This window comes from Streptomyces sp. NPDC052020 (assembly GCF_040680575.1).
Taxonomy (GTDB): Bacteria; Actinomycetota; Actinomycetes; order Streptomycetales; family Streptomycetaceae; genus Streptomyces.
In genome coordinates this window covers 229,132-247,623 of record NZ_JBFAWY010000004.1, presented here as the reverse complement: position 1 = coordinate 247,623, position 18,492 = coordinate 229,132, and the positions used below count along the sequence as shown (strand labels likewise).

17 protein-coding genes and 2 pseudogenes are annotated in these 18,492 nt (G+C 73.9%); 11 read left to right on the top strand and 8 right to left on the bottom strand.

Annotation, left to right across the window (positions count from 1 at the left end):
- Window positions 1-213: hypothetical protein (locus tag AB0L74_RS05775; RefSeq protein ID WP_365646070.1), on the bottom strand; the 213-nt coding region annotated here is incomplete at its 3' end.
- A gap of 45 nt (window positions 214-258) precedes the next feature.
- Between AB0L74_RS05775 and AB0L74_RS05770 the strand changes: the two are divergent.
- A pseudogene (locus tag AB0L74_RS05770) lies at window positions 259-1,065 on the top strand (hypothetical protein); the annotation flags it as partial.
- Between the two features lie 563 nt (window positions 1,066-1,628).
- Here the strand turns inward: AB0L74_RS05770 and AB0L74_RS05765 are convergent.
- Together AB0L74_RS05765 and AB0L74_RS05760 are read right to left on the bottom strand one after the other, a co-directional pair.
- Window positions 1,629-2,614 (bottom strand): annotated as a pseudogene (locus AB0L74_RS05765) (helix-turn-helix transcriptional regulator); the annotation flags it as partial.
- A 140-nt stretch (window positions 2,615-2,754) separates the two neighbouring features.
- The gene (locus tag AB0L74_RS05760; protein ID WP_365645935.1) at window positions 2,755-3,369 is read right to left on the bottom strand and encodes a TetR/AcrR family transcriptional regulator; all 615 of its coding nucleotides are present in this window, start codon (window positions 3,367-3,369) and stop codon (window positions 2,755-2,757) included.
- A 261-nt stretch (window positions 3,370-3,630) separates the two neighbouring features.
- Here AB0L74_RS05760 and AB0L74_RS05755 point away from each other — a divergent pair, with 261 nt between their 5' ends.
- The gene (locus AB0L74_RS05755) at window positions 3,631-4,656 is read left to right on the top strand and encodes a phosphatase PAP2 family protein (protein ID WP_365645933.1); all 1,026 of its coding nucleotides are present in this window, start codon (window positions 3,631-3,633) and stop codon (window positions 4,654-4,656) included.
- The gene (locus AB0L74_RS05750; RefSeq protein ID WP_365645931.1) at window positions 4,653-5,762 is read left to right on the top strand and encodes a hypothetical protein; all 1,110 of its coding nucleotides are present in this window, start codon (window positions 4,653-4,655) and stop codon (window positions 5,760-5,762) included. The genes AB0L74_RS05755 and AB0L74_RS05750 overlap by 4 nt, the downstream gene beginning before the upstream one ends.
- A 3-nt stretch (window positions 5,763-5,765) precedes the next feature.
- On the opposite strand, the gene AB0L74_RS05745 is transcribed toward AB0L74_RS05750, so the two are convergent.
- A complete protein-coding gene (locus AB0L74_RS05745) occupies window positions 5,766-7,817 on the bottom strand; it encodes a phosphocholine-specific phospholipase C (RefSeq protein WP_365645929.1) in 2,052 nt (683 codons plus the stop codon).
- Between the two features lie 162 nt (window positions 7,818-7,979).
- Here AB0L74_RS05745 and AB0L74_RS05740 point away from each other — a divergent pair, with 162 nt between their 5' ends.
- From AB0L74_RS05740 to AB0L74_RS05725, 4 genes are all read left to right on the top strand, one after another.
- Window positions 7,980-9,287, top strand: coding sequence for an MFS transporter (locus AB0L74_RS05740; RefSeq protein WP_365646054.1), 1,308 nt, complete (start codon window positions 7,980-7,982; stop codon window positions 9,285-9,287).
- Window positions 9,288-9,452: 165 nt separating this feature from the next.
- Window positions 9,453-10,538, top strand: a complete 1,086-nt coding sequence (locus AB0L74_RS05735; RefSeq protein WP_365645927.1) for an aromatic ring-hydroxylating dioxygenase subunit alpha — start codon at window positions 9,453-9,455, stop codon at window positions 10,536-10,538.
- Complete coding sequence (locus AB0L74_RS05730; protein ID WP_365645925.1) at window positions 10,535-10,720, top strand: hypothetical protein; 186 nt, start codon at window positions 10,535-10,537, stop codon at window positions 10,718-10,720. The genes AB0L74_RS05735 and AB0L74_RS05730 overlap by 4 nt, the downstream gene beginning before the upstream one ends.
- Entirely contained in the window at window positions 10,717-11,667 is a 951-nt protein-coding gene (locus tag AB0L74_RS05725; protein WP_365645923.1) for a PDR/VanB family oxidoreductase, read from the top strand. The genes AB0L74_RS05730 and AB0L74_RS05725 overlap by 4 nt, the downstream gene beginning before the upstream one ends.
- A gap of 231 nt (window positions 11,668-11,898) precedes the next feature.
- Here AB0L74_RS05725 and AB0L74_RS05720 read toward each other — a convergent pair whose 3' ends face one another.
- Entirely contained in the window at window positions 11,899-12,567 is a 669-nt protein-coding gene (locus tag AB0L74_RS05720; protein WP_365645921.1) for a hypothetical protein, read from the bottom strand.
- Between the two features lie 237 nt (window positions 12,568-12,804).
- Here AB0L74_RS05720 and AB0L74_RS05715 point away from each other — a divergent pair, with 237 nt between their 5' ends.
- The 3 genes from AB0L74_RS05715 to AB0L74_RS05705 all read left to right on the top strand — a co-directional run bounded on the left by AB0L74_RS05715 (window position 12,805) and on the right by AB0L74_RS05705 (window position 14,381).
- Window positions 12,805-13,461: a helix-turn-helix transcriptional regulator gene (locus tag AB0L74_RS05715; protein ID WP_365646052.1), complete on the top strand. Its 657-nt coding sequence runs from the start codon at window positions 12,805-12,807 to the stop codon at window positions 13,459-13,461.
- A gap of 32 nt (window positions 13,462-13,493) precedes the next feature.
- The gene (locus AB0L74_RS05710; protein ID WP_365646050.1) at window positions 13,494-14,018 is read left to right on the top strand and encodes a toxin-antitoxin system, toxin component; all 525 of its coding nucleotides are present in this window, start codon (window positions 13,494-13,496) and stop codon (window positions 14,016-14,018) included.
- A gap of 111 nt (window positions 14,019-14,129) precedes the next feature.
- On the top strand, window positions 14,130-14,381 hold the full coding sequence (locus AB0L74_RS05705; RefSeq protein ID WP_365645919.1) for a hypothetical protein: 252 nt from the start codon (window positions 14,130-14,132) through the stop codon (window positions 14,379-14,381).
- Window positions 14,382-14,443: 62 nt separating this feature from the next.
- Here the strand turns inward: AB0L74_RS05705 and AB0L74_RS05700 are convergent, their stop codons facing one another.
- The 3 genes from AB0L74_RS05700 to AB0L74_RS05690 all read right to left on the bottom strand — a co-directional run bounded on the left by AB0L74_RS05700 (window position 14,444) and on the right by AB0L74_RS05690 (window position 17,588).
- Entirely contained in the window at window positions 14,444-15,124 is a 681-nt protein-coding gene (locus tag AB0L74_RS05700) for a 4'-phosphopantetheinyl transferase superfamily protein (RefSeq protein ID WP_365645917.1), read from the bottom strand.
- Window positions 15,121-15,981 (bottom strand): metallophosphoesterase, encoded by an 861-nt coding sequence (locus AB0L74_RS05695; RefSeq protein WP_365645915.1) that lies wholly within the window; start codon window positions 15,979-15,981, stop codon window positions 15,121-15,123. The genes AB0L74_RS05700 and AB0L74_RS05695 overlap by 4 nt, the downstream gene beginning before the upstream one ends.
- A gap of 269 nt (window positions 15,982-16,250) precedes the next feature.
- Window positions 16,251-17,588: a 6-phospho-beta-glucosidase gene (locus AB0L74_RS05690; RefSeq protein WP_365645913.1), complete on the bottom strand. Its 1,338-nt coding sequence runs from the start codon at window positions 17,586-17,588 to the stop codon at window positions 16,251-16,253.
- Window positions 17,589-17,938: 350 nt separating this feature from the next.
- Here AB0L74_RS05690 and AB0L74_RS05685 point away from each other — a divergent pair, with 350 nt between their 5' ends.
- On the top strand, window positions 17,939-18,364 hold the full coding sequence (locus tag AB0L74_RS05685; RefSeq protein ID WP_365645911.1) for a MarR family transcriptional regulator: 426 nt from the start codon (window positions 17,939-17,941) through the stop codon (window positions 18,362-18,364).
- The last annotated feature ends 128 nt before the right edge of the window (window positions 18,365-18,492 follow it).

Below are 18,492 nucleotides of genomic sequence, written 5' to 3'. Positions count from 1 at the left end.
GGCGCGCAGCCGGCGCCTGCGGCGTACCCGGCACCGCCGGGCCAGCCCCCGGCCGAGGGCGCGCAGCCCGCGCCTGCGGCGTACCCGGCACCGCCGGGCCAGCCCCCGGCCGAGGGCGCGCAGCCCGCGCCTGCGGCGTACCCGGCACCGCCGGTCCAGCCCGGGTACCCGGCATTCCCCGGACAGCCCGCGCACCCCGGTCACCCTGGCCATCCGGGCTTCCCCGGGCAGTCTGGCTACCCGGGCTTCGCCGGGCAGCCGGTGTACCCGGGCTACCCGGCGTATCCCGCGCAGCCGGCGCCCGGCCGGCGGCGTGGGCTGCGCACCGGCATCGCCGTGGGCCTGGCCGCGGCCGTCCTCGCCAGCATCGGCGTCGGCGTCTACGCCCTGACCGCAAGTGACGGCCGCGGCGGCGACCGTGCCGGATCGGGGCGGCAGGACCCGCGCCCGGGCGGTCCGGACGGCCAGGACGGTCCCTTCCGGGACGGGGAGGGCGGGACGTCTCCTGCCCCGGACCCGTCCGGCCGGCCCAAGGTCGACAGCGGATCGGTGACCGACCCGCTCAGCGGCATCAGCCTGCCCATCCCGGACGGCTGGTACGGCCAGGAGCTCTCCTTCGGCGCGCAGGTGACGTCGGACGACTCCTACCCGTGCCCCGGCGACACCTCCGAGACCTGCACCAAGGGCGGGGCGTACTCGGCGCCCGCGATGCTGCTCGAGACGGAGGGCGACACGGCCGAGGAGGTAGCGAAGGCGGACATCGAGGCGAACGCGCGGGAGTCGTACGGGGGCAAGACCTACGGTTCGATCACCTCGCACGACGTGCTCGCGTCCAGGGCGGTGACCGTGGCCGGGCAGAAGGGCTACCTGGTTCGCTGGAAGGCGGTCACGAGCAAGGGCTCCGACGGCTACGTCGAGTCGCTCGCCTTCCCCGCGCCGAACAACCCCGAGCAGATCGTCGTCGTCCGCTTCGGTGTCGACGTCGGTGAGTCGCAGAGCGTCATCGACGAGATCACGAAGGGCATCAAGGCGGCGTCCGGCGGCGGCAACGGCGAGCGGGTGTAACGCCTGATAGGGGGATGAGCTGAGACCAGGCCGTCAGGCCCGCCGCGCGAACCCCGCCCTCAGGAAGCTGCTGCTGCGTATCGCGCGCCATCGGCGTACCGCTGGAGGATCTCGTGCGGTGAGCGGCCCGCCTCCGACGGGGGGCGGAGGCGGGCCGCGGGGCGTCACCGGCTCGGCCGGCGTCGAGCCGGTGACGGTCTGGTGTGGGCGGCCGTCTGAGCTCCCCAGCGAACGACGGCCGCCCGGCCCGCCGGCGCCGCGATCACCTCGGCGACCCCGGCGGGAGTCTCAGTACCGCAGCCCGCTGGGCCGGGGGCCGTGGGGGTGGCGCGGATGAGGCGTTGCAGTCCGAGACGCGTGAGCCGTCCCGCGCGGCCCGGGCTTCTTCCCGCTGCCGTGCGAGATCCCGGCACGTCGGGCAGCCCGTCACCGGGTCCGGCTCGGGAGGGAGTAGACCCAGCACCGGGGCCGGGGGCATGGCGTCCGAAGGACTCATCGGCGGTGCCTCCTCACGAGCCGGGCCAGGGCGAGGCCGGTCTCGCACTGTCCGACGTCGTCGACATCTCCATCTCTGTCCGGGCCCGGTCGATGAGGAAGTGCGCACGGCGAGACGTCGCCAATGACGTCGGAAGTTTGATCGTTCGGGCCTGCTTCAGCGCATCGTCGTAGGCGCGCATCTCCACTGCGGCGGACATCTTGTGGAGTGCCACGTTGGTGGGCCAAAGCTGAGCCAGTGCAGTCGGAGGCATCACCGATCCGGTTGGCGATCCTACGGGCTTCATCGCTATGAACGGCCACTTTCGCCTCGTCGTTCAGGCGCGCGGCGATCACCGACGCACCTAGGTGGCAACTGTCCAGTGACAGCCAGGGCCTCCCGTGTGGGCTCTGCCTGGCCGACCACGCTATGCCCCGAGGCGATGAGGCGCTGCCCGGTTCCATACTCGCCTTCCCGGAAGTACACCAGAGCCCTCATGTACTGGCGAACTGCGGCCAGGCCCGGGTCAGAAGCGCGCTGGGCCGCCCAGTCCATCCGGTCCAGCGCCACGGTGGAAAGGTCGTAGTAGCCGAGCTTCACACTGATGTCGTGAGCGGTCCGATACGTTGACGCGAGTGCCTGCCACAGCTCGGTAGACGGCATCGACCACGCCGTGTCAGTCAGCTCGGTGATCAGACCGGGAAGCTTGCGGGCAGCAGTCCGTAGATGTGTAGCCCGGACTTCTCGGCATAGCTCGTCGGCTTCGGCCCGGAGCTGGTCCGCTGGCCGTGCTGTGATATCCGGGATGGGGCCGAGGTCGTACAAGTCGAGGCTCTCACGGATCGGTCGTACCAGTTCGGCAAGTCGGTCGTGTTGCGGTTCGGTCACGTAGGGCTGCCCTGTGAGCGTGGTGACGTCGACGCCTAAGGCGTGCGCGACTGCTGCTACGAAGTCGCTGGTGGCGGGCCGGGCACCGCATTCGACCTGGGTGAGGTAGCCGTACGAGTACGGGATACGCGCGGCGAGTCCGCGCTGAGTGAGTCTGGCTCCGGTCCGCAGCCACGACGGCAGCAGCCCCGCACACGACGGCCGGGTGGGGCGCCCCTCCGCTCAAGAGGCGTCCCACCCGGCCGGGGGTGCGCGCCGCCCCCGTCCCCACGGGTCGGCGCGAGCAGGTCACCGTCCAGTCATCCCATGGACGGCGGCCTGGGTCTTCAGGTGAGGCCGAGCGCCGGCAGCACGGCGGCCTCCACGAAACGGACCAGGTAGTCCGCGTCGGCGTACTCGCCCTCCACGACGGGCCGGACCCGCAGGACGCCGAACATCTGCGCGGGCACGTACTCCAGCGCCGGATGGCCGGCGGCCACCTCGCCCCGCGCCACACCACGCTCCAGGATCTGCCGCAGAGCGGCGATCTCGGGCTCGACGAGCGCCTCCCGCAGTGCCTGCTGGAGCTCCGCGTCCTGCATCACGGCATGCCCGAGCGCCTGGAGCAGCCGGGTGTCCTCGCCCGACCACTCGCCCGCCGCCCGGGCCGCCTGGCGCAGGTCCTCGGCGAGCGATCCGGTGTCGATGCCCGCGAAGCGTACCCGGCGGTGGGAGCGCAGGGCCGCCGCCACGAACTGGGGCTTGGTCTTCCACTGCCGGTAGAGCGTGGACTTGCTGCACCGGGTGCTGGCGGCCACGCCCTCCATGGTGACGGCGTCGTAACCGCACTCCCGGATCTGTTCGAGGACGGCGTCGAAGAACTCCTGCTCACGCTCGGGCGTGATCTTGGAGCGGCGCGAGGCGACGACCGTGTCCGGTCGGTCCGCGGCCTGCGACGTCATCGTGCACCCCTCGCTCGGATCCGGTGGGCCCGGGGCCCGTGCTGCGCCCGTACTCCCAGTGTGTCGTACGGCCATCGATACGCCAGTGTACCGGTACCCAAGCGTATCGGTACACTGGCGTATCGGTACGGGAACGTATCGATGAGATCCATCACCCTCCCGCACCGGCCGGGCTCACCACCGACGAGCCCGGCGAGATCCGGCGAGCCACCGGCTCCGCCGCACCACCACACGCACCACCGTCAGCGAAGGGGCCGGGGGATGAACGCCCGCACCGAGCCTGCCGAAGCGGAGCCCGACGCGTCAGCGCGGCCGCCGCTCGTCCGTGAGCTCCTGCTCGTGGCAGGGCTTTTCCTCGTCTACAAGTTCGGCCGGCGACTGGCGACGGGCCACACCGGTGAGGCGTTCCGCAACGCGCACCACGTGTGGGACCTGGAGCGCGCCCTGCGCCTGCCCGGCGAGGGCGCGGTGCAGTCCCTGCTGCTGCACGGCGACACCCTGGTGCATCTGGCGAACACCTACTACGCCACCGTCCACTTCCCGGCCACCGCGGCCTTCCTGGTCTGGCTCTACCTGCGCCGGCCCGCGCACTACGTCTGGGTCCGCCGGGTACTGGCCGCGGTGACCGCCGCCGCGCTGGTGCTGCATCTGACGTTCCCCCTCGCGCCGCCGCGGATGCTGGCCGCGACCGGCCTGATCGACACCGGGCGGGTGTACGGGCCCTCGGTCTACGGGCCGCCGCGGAGCGACCACCTGTCGAACCAGTTCGCGGCAATGCCGTCCCTGCACTTCGGCTGGGCGCTGATGCTGGCGATCGGCCTGATCGCCGCCACCCGGTCCCGCCTGCGGCCGCTGTGGCTGCTGCACCCGCTGCTGACGCTGCTGGTGATCGTGGGGACGGCGAACCACTACTGGCTGGACTCCATCGCGGCGACGGCCCTGCTCGGCCTCGCCCTCGCGCTGATCCGCCCGCCGCGCCGCACGGCGCTCCCGGCTCGCCCCGGCCGGGGCGAGCCGTCGGCCGCCGCGCGCGGCAGCGCCGTACCGGCGGCGGGCGCGCCGCGGCGGCCCGCGCCGGCCGGGGCGCGGCGGACCACACCGCAGCCGGAGCGGCTCACCCCGGCCGCCGCCGGCCGGTCCGGACCGGCCGGCGGGCCGCAGCCTCCCCGGCTCGGGCGGCCGCGGCCCGCACCGCCCCGTGACCGCCCGGCCGCGCACACCGGCCCGGAAGATCCCCCGGCGCCCGCGCGGCCCGGCGGGCGCAACCTGCTCGGGGCGGGCCGATGAGTGCCGCTCTGCTCGCCGTCCTCCTCTCCCTCGTCTCCGCCGCCGCCTACGCCGCCGCGGCGGTCGCCCAGGAGCGGCTGGCGTCCCGCTCCGCCGGTGCGGGCACGCTGCGGCTGCTGGCCAGCGGGGCGTGGTGGTGGTCGGTGGCGCTGAACGCCTCGGCCGCGCTGCTGCACGTCGTGGCGCTGAAGTACGGCCCGCTGACCGTGGTCCAGCCGCTCGGCGCGCTCACCTTGGTGGCCGCGGTGCCCCTGGGGGCGCGGCTCGCGGGGCGGCGGGTGAGCGCGGTGGAGTGGCGCGGCACCGGTCTGACCCTGCTCGGTCTCGGCGCGCTGCTGATCACCGCGTCCGGGCCCGCGCCAGACGACGTGCTCAGCGTCTCCGAGGCGCTGGCCGTCGCCGGTGTCACCGCCGCGCTGATCGGCACCCTGTCGTGGCCGGGCACCCGGCCGGGCCTGCGGCACGCGACCGCGTCGGGGGTGGCCTCGGGGGTCGCCTCGGCACTCACGCAGACGGTGACGGTCGCCGTCACCGACCGTTCGGGCCCGCTGCTCAGTGTCCAGGTGATCGGGGTGGCACTGCTGGTCGCGGCCTTCGCGACGGGCGGACTGCTGCTGTCGCAGACGGCGTACCGGGGCGGCCTCGGGGCGCCGCTGGCGGTGGTGACCCTGGCCAATCCGGCCGCCGCCGCGGTGATCGGGCTCTCGCTGCTCGGTGAACGGCTCCAAGGCGGCGCGGCGGGTGTGCTGCTGGCGCTGACCGGGGCGGGCCTGGCCGCCTGGGGCGTGCTGCTGCTCACCCGGGCGACTCCCGCCGGGCCGGTCCCGGACCGGCCCGGCGCCCCGGAGCGCGCCGGCGAACGGCGCACGACCGGCGATCCGTGCCGTGCCGGGGCTCGGTTCCGTGCCGAGACCCGGCACGGGACCGGGATGCGGCAGGGGACCGGCGCCCGGTATCGCTCCGGCGCCCCGGACGGGTCCGGTCCCGCGCACCGGGACGCCCGCCCGGCGGCCGCCGCCGTACTCGCCCCGGAGCCCGGACCGGCCGCGGCCTCCCCCGCGCTGGTGCCCCGGCAGCAGGGGCCGGAGCGGCTGACGCCGTTGTAGCGGCTACTCGGTGGCGATGGCCGGGTCGCTCACCCCCGGCCGCCCGTTCTCGACGTGCCCGGCGAAGCGGCGCAGGAACGCCGGGTCCGCCGCCGAGGTGACGGTCAGGTCGTACCAGCGCCGGCTCGCCGCGAGGGCCACCCGGTGCTTCACGGTGGCGCCGGGGCGCACGGTGACGGTCGTGGGGGCGCCGCCGTAGGCGTTGGCCAGCCTCAGCCGGACCGTGCCGGAGCCCGCGTTGGTGAAGGTCAGCTCCACGTCGTCGCCGGTGTGCCGCGCGGTGACCTCCGGCCCGGCGGTCTTCCCGGCCCCCTTGAAGGCGCGCAGGAAACCGTTGGGGCCGTGCACGGTCAGGTCGTGGGAGCCCTTGGAGTACAGCGAGTTCCAGGTGTCCGAGACCGTCTTGCCGGCCTCGGTGGTGTAGGTCCAGGGGCCGTCGGTGCGGTTGCCGGAGGTGACGAGGAAGGCGGCGCCGGCCTCGGGGCCGGAGGCGAAGGTGAGCGCGTACCGGCCCGTGGCCGGGTCGGCGGAGCCGTCCACGTACGGGGCGTACTTCAGCGGGCGGGCCGGACGGGAGCCCGGCTCCTGCTTCGGCATGTCGGGGCCGGCCGGCGGGGTCGGCCGGTAGTCGGGGTGGCGCTCGCGGTCCGGCGGCCGGTAGCCGTCGGTGTCCGGCAGGTCGGCCGGGCTGCTGTCCTTGCGGGAGAAGTCGAAGGCGGAGGTCAGGTCTCCGCAGACGGCCCGCCGCCACGGTGAGATGTTGGGCTCGCGCACCCCGAAGCGGCGTTCCATGAACCGGATGATCGAGGTGTGGTCGAAGGTCTCGGAGCAGACGTAGCCGCCCTTGCTCCACGGGGAGACGACCAGCATCGGCACCCTCGGGCCGAGGCCGTAGGGGCCGGCCGGACGCTTGCCGTCGCCCGGGTAGAGGTCGAGGGACACGTCGACGGTGGACTTGCCCCGCGCGGCGGACTCCGGCGGCAGCGGCGGCACCACGTGGTCGAAGAAGCCGTCGTTCTCGTCGTAGGTGATGAACAGGGCCGTCTTCGCCCACACGTCCGGGTTGGCGGTGAGGGCGTCCAGGACCTGGGCGATGTACCAGGCGCCGTAGTTGGACGGCCAGTTGGAGTGCTCGGAGAACGCCTCGGGGGCGGCGATCCACGATATCCGCGGCAGCCGGTCCGCCCGGACGTCCGCGCGGAGCCGGTCGAAGTACCCTTCGCCCGCCTTGGCGTCGGTGCCCGTGCGGGCCTTGTCGTACAAGGGGTCGCCGGGCTCGGCGTCGCGGTAGCGGGTGAAGTACAGCAGCGAGTTGTCGCCGTAGTTGCCGCGGTAGGCGTCGTCGATCCAGCCCCAGGAGCCGGCGGCGTCCAGGCCGTCGCCGATGTCCTGGTAGATCTTCCAGGAGACGCCGGCCCGCTCCAGGCGCTCGGGGTAGGTCGTCCAGCCGTAGCCCAGCTCGTCGTTGCCGAGGACCGGGCCGCCGCCGGTGCCGTCGTTGCCGGTGTGACCCGTCCACATGTAGTAGCGGTTGGGGTCGGTGGAGCCGATGAAGGAGCAGTGGTAGGCGTCGCAGACGGTGAAGGCGTCGGCGAGGGCGTAGTGGAAGGGAATGTCCTCGCGGGTCAGGTACGCCATGGTGGTGGTGCCCTTGGCGGGCAGCCACCGGTCGTAGCGGCCGCCGTTGTAGGCGGCCTGGCCGTCGGGCCAGCCGTGCGGCAGGCCCTCCAGGAACCGCATGCCGAGGTCGTCGGCGTCCGGGTGGAACGGCAGCACCTCCTTGCCGTCCTTCGTCTGGTGCCACACGGACTTGCCGCTGGGGAGGGTCACCGGGCGCGGGTCGCCGAAGCCGCGGACGCCCCTCAGCTTGCCGAAGTAGTGGTCGAAGGAACGATTCTCCTGCATCAGGACGACGATGTGCTCGACGTCCTCGATCGATCCGGTGCGGTGGTTGGCCGGGATCGCGGCGGCCCGCTGGATGCTGGCGGACAGCACGCTGAACGCCGTGCCGGCACCCGCGAGCTGGAGGAATCTGCGCCGGTTGACTTCGGGCATGAACGAGGACCCTCTCCCCTTGTGTCATGGTGTCGCCGGCCGGTCGGTGACGGAATGCGCGCGGAAGGAGTGTTCCAGGAGCGTCGAACGCCAGGGAAGGGTCCGATGGCGCGGGTGTGAAAGTCGCCGGTACGGGAGGTGTCCGGGGCCCGCCGGGCGGGGATGGTCGCGATCATGACACACATGCACACGGCATCCGGTCACCCCGCTCCTCCGGCACGACGGCCCGTACGCCAGCTCCTCGCCGCCTCCGTGGGCAACGCCGTGGAGTGGTACGACTGGTACGCCTACACCTTCCTCGCCACCTACATCGCCGATCAGGTCTTCCCCAAGGGCGCGGACAACTCGCTGGTCCCGCTGCTGTCGACGTTCGCGGTGTTCGCGGTCGGCTTCTTCATGCGGCCGGTGGGCGGGCTGCTGATGGGGGCGATCGCGGACCGGCGCGGGCGGCGGGCCGCGCTGACGGCGACCATCCTGCTGATGGGCGGCAGCAGCCTGCTGGTCGGGCTGACCCCGACGTACGCGGCGGCCGGCCTGCTGGCTCCCATAGTGCTCGTCCTGGCCCGCCTCCTCCAAGGGCTGTCGGTGGGCGGCGAGTTCGCGGCCTCGACGACCTTCCTGGTGGAGTCGGCGGGGCCGGGCCGCCGCGGGCTGTTCTCCAGCTTCCAGTACGTGTCGACGACCGCCGGGCAGCTCCTCGCCTCCGGGATCGCCGCCCTGCTCGTCGACACGCTCTCCGAGAAGGCGATGAACGGCTGGGGCTGGCGGGTCCCCTTCGTCCTGGGCGCGGTGCTCAGCCTGGTCGGCTTCTGGATCCGGCAGGGAGCGCAGGAGACGCGCAGCGAGGAACAGCGGCAGGCGCCCCGCCCCGGCCTGTTCGAGGCGCTGCGCCGCCATCCGCGCGAGTCGCTGCGGATCGCCGGGATCACGGCCGGCGGCACCATCGCCTACTACACCTGGACGTCGTACCTGCCGACGTACGCCGAACTCAACGCGGGTGTCGAGAAGTCGCAGGCGCTGCTGGCCGGCACCCTCTCGCTCGCCTTCTTCGCCCTGCTCCAGCCGCTGGGCGGACTGCTCTCCGACCGCTTCGGCCGCCGCCCGCTGCTGCTCTTCTTCGGCGTGGGCTTCGCCCTGCTGTGCGTGCCGCTGCTGCACGCCCTGCGCGACTCCTTCGCCGTGCTGCTGCTGGTGAGCTGCGCGGGCATGGTGCTGCTGACCGGCTTCACCTCGATCAGCGCGGCCGTGAACGCGGAGGTGTTCCCGCCCCGGGTGCGCGCGGCCGGCATCGGCTTCCCCTACTCCCTGACCGTCGCCCTCTTCGGCGGCACGGCTCCGTACGTGGGCACGCTGTTCAAGGAGACGGGCCACTCCGGGCTGTTCCCCTGGTACGTGGCGGTGCTGTGCCTGGCGTCCTCGGTGGTGTACCTGCGCCTGCCGGAGACGGCCCACACGGAGCTGCGGCGATGACCCCGGCCGCGGGCCCCGGCTCCCGCACCGGCGCCGCGGGGGCGACGGGGCTCCGCGGGGGCGACGGGGCTGCGCGGGGGCTTCCGGGAGACGGAAGGAGTATTGCGCCGCCGCGCGGCCCTTTCCGACGATGTCGCCACCACCAGAGGACGGGAGCCAGAGGCCATGCCGCACATGACCGCCTTCGCCAGGAACCAGTGGTACGTCGCCGCCTACGGCCATGAGGTCGGGCGCGAGCTGCTCGGCCGGACGATTCTCGGGGAGCCGCTCGTGCTCTACCGGACCCGGGAGGGCACGCCGGTCGCCCTGCACGACCGGTGTGTGCACCGCCGCTACCCGCTGTCCGAGGCGCCGACCCGGCTCGACGGGGACCGGGTCGTCTGCGGCTACCACGGGTTCACCTACGACACGACCGGCGCCTGCGTGTCCGTGCCCGGGCAGAAACGCGTCCCGCGCACCGCGCGCGTCGCCTCCTACCCGGTCGTCGAGCAGGACTCCCTGGTGTGGGTGTGGATCGGCGACCCCGAGCTCGCCGACCCGCCGGCCATCCCCCGCGCGGCGCACCTGGACTCCCCCGGCTGGGTCACCGTGCGCGGCATGGAGCCCATCGACTGCGACTACGGACTCCTCGTCGACAACCTCCTCGACCTGTCCCACGAGACCTATCTGCACGGCGGTTACATCGGCACCCCGGAGGTCGCCGAGACGCCGATCACCACCGAGGTCGACGAGGGCGCCGGGATCGTACGGGTGAGCCGGCACATGGACGACGCCGAGTGCCCGCCGTTCTACGCCAAATCCACCGGCGTCCAGGGGCGGATCTCCCGCTGGCAGGACATCGAGTACCACGCGCCCTGCCTGTATCTGCTGCACAGCCGGGTCGCCCCGGTCGGCGTGGTGCCGGCGGCGGACGGCAGCGACCCGGACGGCTTCCACACCGAGATCACCTACGCCATCACGCCGTCCGCCGAGGGCAAGGTGTACGACTTCTGGGCGGTCTCGCGGGACTGGGCGACGGACGACGCCGAGGTGACCGAGTTCCTGCGGAAGAACAACCACACCGTCGTCATGCAGGACGTCGTCGCGCTCAACCTGCTCCAGCGGACGCTCGGCACCGAGCGCACCGGCTACCAGGAGCTCAGCATCAACATCGACACCGGTGGTCTGGCCGCCCGCCGCATCCTCGCCCGGCTGGCCGAGGAGGGCGCCCGGCCCGCGGAGCCCGTGGAGTCCGTGGAGGGCGTGCGGTGACCTCCCCCGCCGGCCAGGAGATCTACCGCGTCGACTGGGTGCCCGGCACGGACGTGCTGCACGGCACCTGCCACTGCGGCGCCGAGCACAGTGCCGAGGACCCGGTCATCCTGTGGGAGTGGATGCTCGCCCATCCGCGAGGACACCGGACGCGAGGACACCAGCGAGGAAACGGCTCATGACCACATACGGCACCGAACTCGTCGTCGAGCGCTGCGAGCAGGCCGCGGCCGGCGTGCGCGCGCTCACCCTGCGCCATCCCCGGGGCGAGGCGCTGCCCGCCTGGGAGCCGGGCGCCCACGTCGATGTCCTGCTCGGGCCCGGCCTGGAGCGGCAGTACTCGCTGTGCGGCGACCCCGCCGACCGGCACACCTGGCGGATCGCCGTACTGCGCGAACCGGACGGGCGCGGCGGATCGGCGTATGTGCACGACCGGCTGGAGCCGGGCGCCGCGGTGCGGGTGCGCGGCCCGCGCAACCGCTTCCCGCTCGAACCCGCACCCCGCTACCGCTTCGTCGCCGGCGGCATCGGCATCACCCCGATCCTGCCGATGCTGGCCGCGGCCGAGGCGGCGGGTGCCGAGTGGACGCTGCTGTACGGGGGACGCACCCGCGCCTCCATGGCGTTCACCCGGGAGCTGGCGCGGTACGGGGACCGGGTCACGCTCGCCCCGCAGGACGAGACGGGGCCGCTCGATCTCGGCTCCGTGCTGGACGGCCTGCCGGGCGGCACGCTCGTCTACTGCTGCGGTCCCGGACCGCTGCTCGACGCGGTCGAGGAGCGGTGCCCGCCGGACGTGCTGCGCGTGGAGCGGTTCCGGCCCAAGGAGGAGCCGCGGGCGGGAGCGGACGCGGACGCGGACGCGGCGTTCGAGGTCGAGCTGGCGCGCAGCGGCAGGACGGTCACCGTCCCGCCGGGCCGCTCCGTCCTCGACGCCGTGCGCGCCGCCGGGGTGGAGGTGCTGTACTCCTGCACCGAGGGCACCTGCGGCACCTGTGAGACCGACGTGCTGGAGGGCACTCCGGACCACCGGGACTCCGTGCTCACGCAGGAGGAGCGGGCGGCCGGGGAGACCATGCTCATCTGTGTCTCCCGGTGCCGGGGGAAGCGGCTCGTGCTGGATCTGTGATCCGCGGCCCGGCGCCGGTCCGGGCGGAGCCGGGCTCACCGCCCAGCCGAGTTCCGGCGGTCCGGCTCCCCGCCCACGCCGATCACGGCGTCCGGGGTCCAGCCTCAGTGCGCGCCCGGTCGCCGCCCTGGAGGGCCGGTGACCGGGCGCTCGGGCGTTCGGGCGGTCAGCAGGCGGACCGCTTCGGCCGGCCCGGCGGGAGAACGGCCGGAAAGCTCCCTCCGGCCGCCCTCACTCCGCCGGGGGGACGACCCTGAGATGGGGAGCGGCACGCCGTCTGCGGCGCTCCCGGGCGGGCGCGCGGCGCGCCTCGCGCAGCACGAGCGTCAGACGCGTGTACCCGAGCCGTTCCAGGGACCGGGGCGTCTCGACGACGACCCGGCAGTCGGTCACGCCCCAGCGCGGATCGGGGTGCAGGACCGGCCGCACGGCGCCGTCGTGCTCGACGGCGGACTCCCCGACCGCGCGGATCCAGTGCGGCAGGCCCTGCCGGTAGGCGGCCTCCATGATCGGGTCCTGGGCGATGTCGCGGCGGATGGCCTGCAACGCGGGGTCGTGGCCGTGCCGTTCGAGCACGGACGCGAAGTGCGCCAGCATCGGCAGGCACCAGCGCGGCTCGTGCTCGCCGAGGATCGCGGGGGCGTCCGGGTGGAACAGGACGAATCTGAGGAAGTTGTCCTCCGGCATGGCCGTCGGATGCGAGGCGACGGCGGCGAACAGCGCCCGGAAGGCGCCGTTGGCCAGCGCCACGTCCCAGCGGTGGTCGACGACGAAGGACGGATAGGGGACGGCCTCCAGCAAGGCGGCGTAGTCCTGTAGGTACGCCTGGGTCTGGGACGTCTCGGACGTCTCGGGGACGGGCCGCGGTGCCGGCCGCTGCCCTCCTGCGTGAAATGCCATCGGGAGGTCACCCCTCTTGCCTGTGCGGCCCTTCTCGCGGCGCCCCGATCCTGCTGTCCCGACGCAAGGCGTGTCAACTATCGTGGCATTCCATGTCGGTTGACGGCTGGAATTGGCCACAGTTGTGGCGAGACCTGGATGTAGGTTCGGACCACGGGCTACTCTCCGGGAAGTTCACGGCAACCGCTTATGAGAAGCGTTTGTGAGAAGCCTGTGAGAGACGTGGGAGATCCTTCGGTGACCGGTGGCTTCGGGGGTCCGGGCAGCACGCCGACGGCCGCGCTGCCGGCCGTCGTCGCCCGCGTCACCGCGCTCGCCGACCGGCTCGGCGTTCCGCACACCGAGGTCTTCGACGTCGGCCGCCTGTCCGTCGCCTCGGGGGTTCCCGAGCCGGTGGTGAAGGCCCTGCTGAGCGGACGGCCGGCGGGGGAACGCGATGTGCAGGCCCGGTTCCTGCAACGCCTGGACCTGTTGCGCCGCACCCGGCTGAAGCCGAACGGGCGCAAGTACACGCAGCAGGAGATCGCCGACGGCGCCGGCATGTCCCGGCAGCAGGCGGGCGCCCTCATCAACGGCGACCGGCGCCCCACCATGGAGCACTGCGACGCGATCCAGCGCTTCTTCCGCGTGCACGCCGGTTTCCTCACGGCCGAGGACCCCGAAGCGCTGGCGAGCGCGCTCCAGCACACCGAGCAGGAACTGCTGCAGAAGCTCGCCGACCGGGAGCGGGCGGCTGCCGCGGCGGCCGACGACCCGCTGGAGCGGCTGCTACAGAACCACGGTGTGCGCGGCATCGCCTGGCGGGCCGCGCAGCTGCCCACCGACCAGCACCGCGACAAGGTCGCCGAGTGGCTGGACATGCTCCTGGAGAGTGTCAAGCGGCCCGAGTCGTGATCCTGGGGAGGAATGTGGGCATCGGCAGGGAGATGCGCCGCCTGTGCGGCGAGCTGGTCGGGGAGCTGACGCTGCCCGCACCGGCACGGCCCGACGAGCTGTACGCCGCGCTCTGCGAGGCGATGAGCAGGCGCCGCGGCCGCCCGGTCCGCTTCCGTACGGCCGCCTTCCCGGCTGGGACCGCCAGCGGGCTCTGGCTCGACATGGCCGACCAGGACCTGGTGGTGATCGAGGAACGAACCGCGCCCGACCACCAGTTGGTCATCCTCGGCCACGAGCTGTGGCACATGAAGGCCGGGCACTGCGGCCACCATGTCGAGGGCAGCGCCGTCGCCGCCCGGCTCCTGCACGACGACGCCGATCTCCAGGCGGCCGTCCGCGCGGTCGCCGCGCGCTCCCGCTTCGAACTCGCCGACGAGCAGGAGGCCGAGCGCTTCGGACTGCTGCTGGCGAGCAAGTGCCGGACGTGGCTGGCGGGTTCGTCGCTGCGCGGGCCGGTGCAGCGGGACCGGCTGGCCGGGCGGATCGAGGCGTCGCTGGGGTACCTGGGGCAGTAGGACCGCGCCTGCCGCGCGGCGGCGTTGTCAGTGGCGGGCGGCAGGCTGGAGTCGCGCAGCCGCCGTACGGGGCGTGCGTGACCGTGCCGCCGAACCGGGGAGAGCCGACCGATGACCACCGCCGTGCCGACCGACCGCGAGCGCACCGCCGTTCAGGCCTATCTGCGGCTGCTGCACACCGTACGGGCAGCCTTCGACACCGCGGCCGGTCCGCCCGGCGCCGGCGGCCCTTGCGCCGGCCCGCCCGTCGTCCCGCCCACGGTGCTCGCCGAGGCGGACGAGGCGTTGCGGGCCGCGGGCCTGGCGGGCAACGAGGAGGCGTTCTTCCGCCTGGTGCGCGGCTGGTGCCCGCCGCGGCCGTGACCGGGAGGACCGGAGGCCGGGAGGACCGGGCGGTGGTGCCCGGGCCGCCCGCGCGCCCGTGCTCAGTCGTGCGGCACCGCCACCGCCGTGGCCAGCAGCCCGTTCCGGGCCATCCAGCGGCCGTCGAAGTGCGTCAGGCGGCGCTCGCCCACCCATGGTCCGGGCACCAGCAGAGCGGCGCGGAACGAACCGAGCCGCCGCTCCCCGGGGTCGGCCGTGATCACGATGTCGGCCTCCGAGAAGTCCAGCCACTTCCCGGTGAGCGGGAACCACGCCTTGTAGACGGACTCCTTGGCGCTGAACAGGAGCCGGTCCCAGTGGAGGTCGGGGCGGTCCGCCGTCAGGCGCCGCAGCCGCTCCTCCTCCGCGGGCAGCGCCACGGCCTCCAGGACCCCCTCCGGCAGGGTTTCGTCGGGTTCGGCGTCGATCCCGAGGGAGGCCAGGTCGGCGGCGCGCACCAGGGCGGCGGCGCAGTAGCCGTCGCAGTGGGTCATGCTGCCGGTCAGGCCCGACGGCCAGCGCGGCGCCCCGCGGTCCCCGGGCAGGATGGGCTGCGGCGGCACGCCGAGCTTCTCCATGGCGCGGCGGGCACAGGCCCGGACGGTGGCGAACTCCCGGCGGCGCTTGGCCACGGCCTGGGCCACCAGCTCCGCCTCCTCCGGGAACAGGGTGGCCGGGCCGGGACCCTCGGTACCGTGGGCCTCGACGGCCACCACCGTGCCGGGCAGCAGTTCTTCGATCACCGGGCTTCGTCCTCCCTCGGCCGGATGCGGCGCAGCCGTCCCGGCGGCTGCTGCCGTGTGCGCCACTCACGGGGATAGCCCACCGACACCTCCTCGAAGCGGACGCCGTCGTGCCAGGTGGTCCGCGGGATGTGGAGGTGGCCGTAGACCATGGTGTCGACGCGGAACCTGCGGTGCCAGTCGGCGGTCAGCCGGGTCCCGCACCACAGCGCGAACTCGGGGTACCACAGGACGTCGGTGGGGTGCCGGTCCAGCGGGTAGTGGTTGACGAGGATCGTCGGCAGGTCGGCGGGGAGCTCGGCGAGCCGGCGTTCGGTCTCGGCGACCCGGTCCCGGCACCACGCCTCACGGCTCGGGTAGGGGTCGGGGTGCAGCAGGTACTCGTCGCTGCACACCACCCCGGTGCCGTGCGCGTAGGCCAGGCCCTCCTCCTTGGTCGCGCACCCGGCCGGCAGGAACGAGTAGTCGTACAGCAGGAACAGGGGGGCGACGACGAAGGGGCCGCCGGGGCCGTCCCAGACGGGGTAGGGGTCCTCCGGTGTCGTGACGCCGAGTTCCCGGCACACCTCGACCAGATGCCGGTAGCGGGCGACGCCGCGCAGGGTGACGGGGTCGCTCGGGTGGGTCCACAGTTCGTGGTTGCCGGGGGCCCAGACAACCCGGCGGAAGCGCTGCGCGAGGGTGTGCAGGGCCCAGCGGACGTCCGCGACGGTCTCCGCCACGTCACCGGCCACCAGCAGCCAGTCCTCGTCCGACTCGGGATGCATCTTCTCGACCAGTGCCCGGTTCTCCGGGTAGCTGATGTGCAGGTCGCTGATGGCCCACAGCTGTCCGGCACTACCGGCCGTCGCCGCCACGCCGCCCCCCTTCCGCCCGCGTTCGGAACCACGAGATCACATCCGGGGACCGCGGGACAAGGGCCTTCGTCCCGGCACCGCGTCGCCGGCCGGGGCGGAGCGCGCCGCGCGCGTCGCGCGCGGCCGCTCGCGACGCCGTATGATCGCCCCCGGCACCACCGCCTCGAAATTCCCTCTGTCGAGGGCGCTTTGGCGTCCCTTCCCTTCACCCCGGCCGGGCACGGACGCCGCCGGCTCTCCCGCCTGAGCCCCGGCGGCCCGCTCGGCCGTCAGCCGAGGTAGGCCAGGCCCGGATGCACGGCGGTGTAGCCGTCCACGAGACGCCGGGCCACCGCCACGGAGTCGACGAGCGGGTGCAGCGCGAACGCCTTCACGGCCGTCGCCCGGGACCCGGACTCGGCGGCGGCCAGCACCTCGCGCTCGGCCGCCTTGACCGCGCAGACCAGACCGGTGGCGTGGCCCGGCAGCGGGCCGGGCGCCACCGGGTGCGCGCCGTCCGCGCCGACCAGGCACGGGACCTCGATCACCGCCTCGGAGTCCAGGACCGGCAGGGTGCTGCGGTTGCGGACGTTGAGGATCAGGGTGGCGCGCTCGTTGCGGGCGATGGCCCGCATCAGCGCCAGCGCCACCCGCTCGTAGCCGCCGGAGAGGTCCTCGGCCTCGCGCTCGCCCGCGCCCGCGGCCTCGCGGTTCTCCGACATGTACGTGGCCTCGCGTTCGGCCCGGGTGCGCTGCCAGAGCTCCAGGGCGGAGACCCCCGGGGCGAGCGCCGCCTTGTAGAACCCGGCCTGCTGGTCGCGCAGGAAGGCACCGCGGGTCCGCCCGGCGCGCCGGTAGGCGTCCACGGTCTCCCGGTTGAAGTAGTAGTAGTGCAGATACTCGTTGGGGATCGCGCCCAGCGCCCGGAGCCACTCGGGGCCGAACAGCCTGCCCTCCTCGAAGGAGCCGAGCAGCGCCGGGTCGGCCAGCAGGCGCGGGAGTTCGTCGCGGCCGGCGACGCGCACGCCGCGTACCCAGCCGAGGTGGTTCAGGCCGACGTAGTCGATCCACGTCTCGTCCGGGTCGGCGCCGAGCGCACGGGCGACCCGGCGGCCGAGGCCGACCGGCGAGTCGCAGATGCCGATGACGCGGTCGCCGAGGTGGCGGGACATGGCCTCGGTGACCAGACCGGCCGGGTTGGTGAAGTTGATGACCCAGGCGTCGGGGGCGAGGCGGGCCACCCGCCGGGCGATGTCCACCGCCACCGGCACGGTCCGCAGGCCGTAGGCGATGCCGCCCGCCCCCACCGTCTCCTGTCCCAGCACTCCCTCGGCGAGGGCCACCCGCTCGTCGTGCGCCCGGCCCTCCAGGCCGCCGACGCGGATCGCGGAGAAGACGAAGTCGGCGCCGCGCACGGCCTCGTCGAGGTCGGTGGTGGCCGTCACCGCGGGCGCGTCCGGCACGCCGGCGGCCTGCTCGGCCAGCACCCGGGTCACCGCCGCCAGCCGGGCCGAGTCCAGGTCGTGCAGCACCACCCGCGTCACCCGGCCCTCGCCGCGGTCCGCCAGCAGCGCCCCGTACACGAGCGGTACCCGGAATCCGCCGCCGCCCAGAATCGTCAGCCTCACGCCTGCACCTTTCCCGCCGCGGCCGGGGCGGCGCCCGCCTCCTGGGAGAGGCGGGCACCCGCCCGGTCCGCCGGCGCCTTGGTCACCACCGGTCGCACCCCTCGCCGGGTCGGCGAGCAGCACGATCTTGTCACCGGCCGGTGCGCCGGGTCTCGCGGACGGCCCGGCCGCCATCGCGAAGTCCGTGAAATAATTGTCGCCGCCAATAGTTGTTACTGACCGGCGGAGTGCGGGAAACTGATCCGGCACGCAGTCGTCCCGCCCCGCCGGGGGCCTCGCCCAGGGAGCCCGCCATCACCCGCCAGCAGCACACGGCCAGTCCCCCACCGATCGACGCGCAGGAACCGTGGATGCGCGGGCTGCACGCGGACACCGGCTACCTCCTGTACCGCCTGGGCCTGCGCTCGGGCCAGTTGTTCAACGCCTTCCTCCAGGAGTCGGGTCTGCGCCTGCGGCATTACGCGCTGCTGCGCTTCCTCGCCACCACCGAGGGCGCGCCGCAACGGGAGCTGAGCGCCCGGCTGGGCTACGACCCCAGCGCGATCGTCGGGCTCGTCGACGACCTGGAGAAGCTGGGTTTCGCCGAGCGCCGTCCCTCCCCCGACGACCGCCGCAGCCGGATCGTCGTCCTGACCGGCGAGGGCCGCGCCTTCCTGCGCGACACCGACGAGGCGGGGCTGCGCGTGACCAAGGACCTGCTGGAGCCGCTCGATCCGGCCGAGCGCGAGACGCTGCACGCGCTGCTGCTGCGGATCGCGGAGGCGGGGCTGGCCTGACGGCCGGGCCGGCCCCGGGCCGCTGACCCCAACTCCCGCGCCCGCCGGGCCGGACGCCGCCGACCGGCCGATCGCCGCCCTACGAGCCGACCACTGCCCTACGGGCCGCGCGGCGTCGTACTCCGCGC

What these genes read in the sequence shown, in the direction of transcription:
- AB0L74_RS05760 (WP_365645935.1), bottom strand. Translation starts at nt 3,369, where the DNA reads ATGACGTCGCAGGCCGCGGACCGACCGGACACGGTCGTCGCCTCGCGC.
- AB0L74_RS05755 (WP_365645933.1), top strand. Translation starts at nt 3,631, where the DNA reads ATGAACGCCCGCACCGAGCCTGCCGAAGCGGAGCCCGACGCGTCAGCG.
- AB0L74_RS05750 (WP_365645931.1), top strand. Translation starts at nt 4,653, where the DNA reads ATGAGTGCCGCTCTGCTCGCCGTCCTCCTCTCCCTCGTCTCCGCCGCC.
- AB0L74_RS05745 (WP_365645929.1), bottom strand. Translation starts at nt 7,817, where the DNA reads ATGCCCGAAGTCAACCGGCGCAGATTCCTCCAGCTCGCGGGTGCCGGC.
- AB0L74_RS05740 (WP_365646054.1), top strand. Translation starts at nt 7,980, where the DNA reads ATGGTCGCGATCATGACACACATGCACACGGCATCCGGTCACCCCGCT.
- AB0L74_RS05735 (WP_365645927.1), top strand. Translation starts at nt 9,453, where the DNA reads ATGCCGCACATGACCGCCTTCGCCAGGAACCAGTGGTACGTCGCCGCC.
- AB0L74_RS05725 (WP_365645923.1), top strand. Translation starts at nt 10,717, where the DNA reads ATGACCACATACGGCACCGAACTCGTCGTCGAGCGCTGCGAGCAGGCC.
- AB0L74_RS05720 (WP_365645921.1), bottom strand. Translation starts at nt 12,567, where the DNA reads ATGGCATTTCACGCAGGAGGGCAGCGGCCGGCACCGCGGCCCGTCCCC.
- AB0L74_RS05710 (WP_365646050.1), top strand. Translation starts at nt 13,494, where the DNA reads ATGCGCCGCCTGTGCGGCGAGCTGGTCGGGGAGCTGACGCTGCCCGCA.
- AB0L74_RS05705 (WP_365645919.1), top strand. Translation starts at nt 14,130, where the DNA reads ATGACCACCGCCGTGCCGACCGACCGCGAGCGCACCGCCGTTCAGGCC.
- AB0L74_RS05685 (WP_365645911.1), top strand. Translation starts at nt 17,939, where the DNA reads ATGCGCGGGCTGCACGCGGACACCGGCTACCTCCTGTACCGCCTGGGC.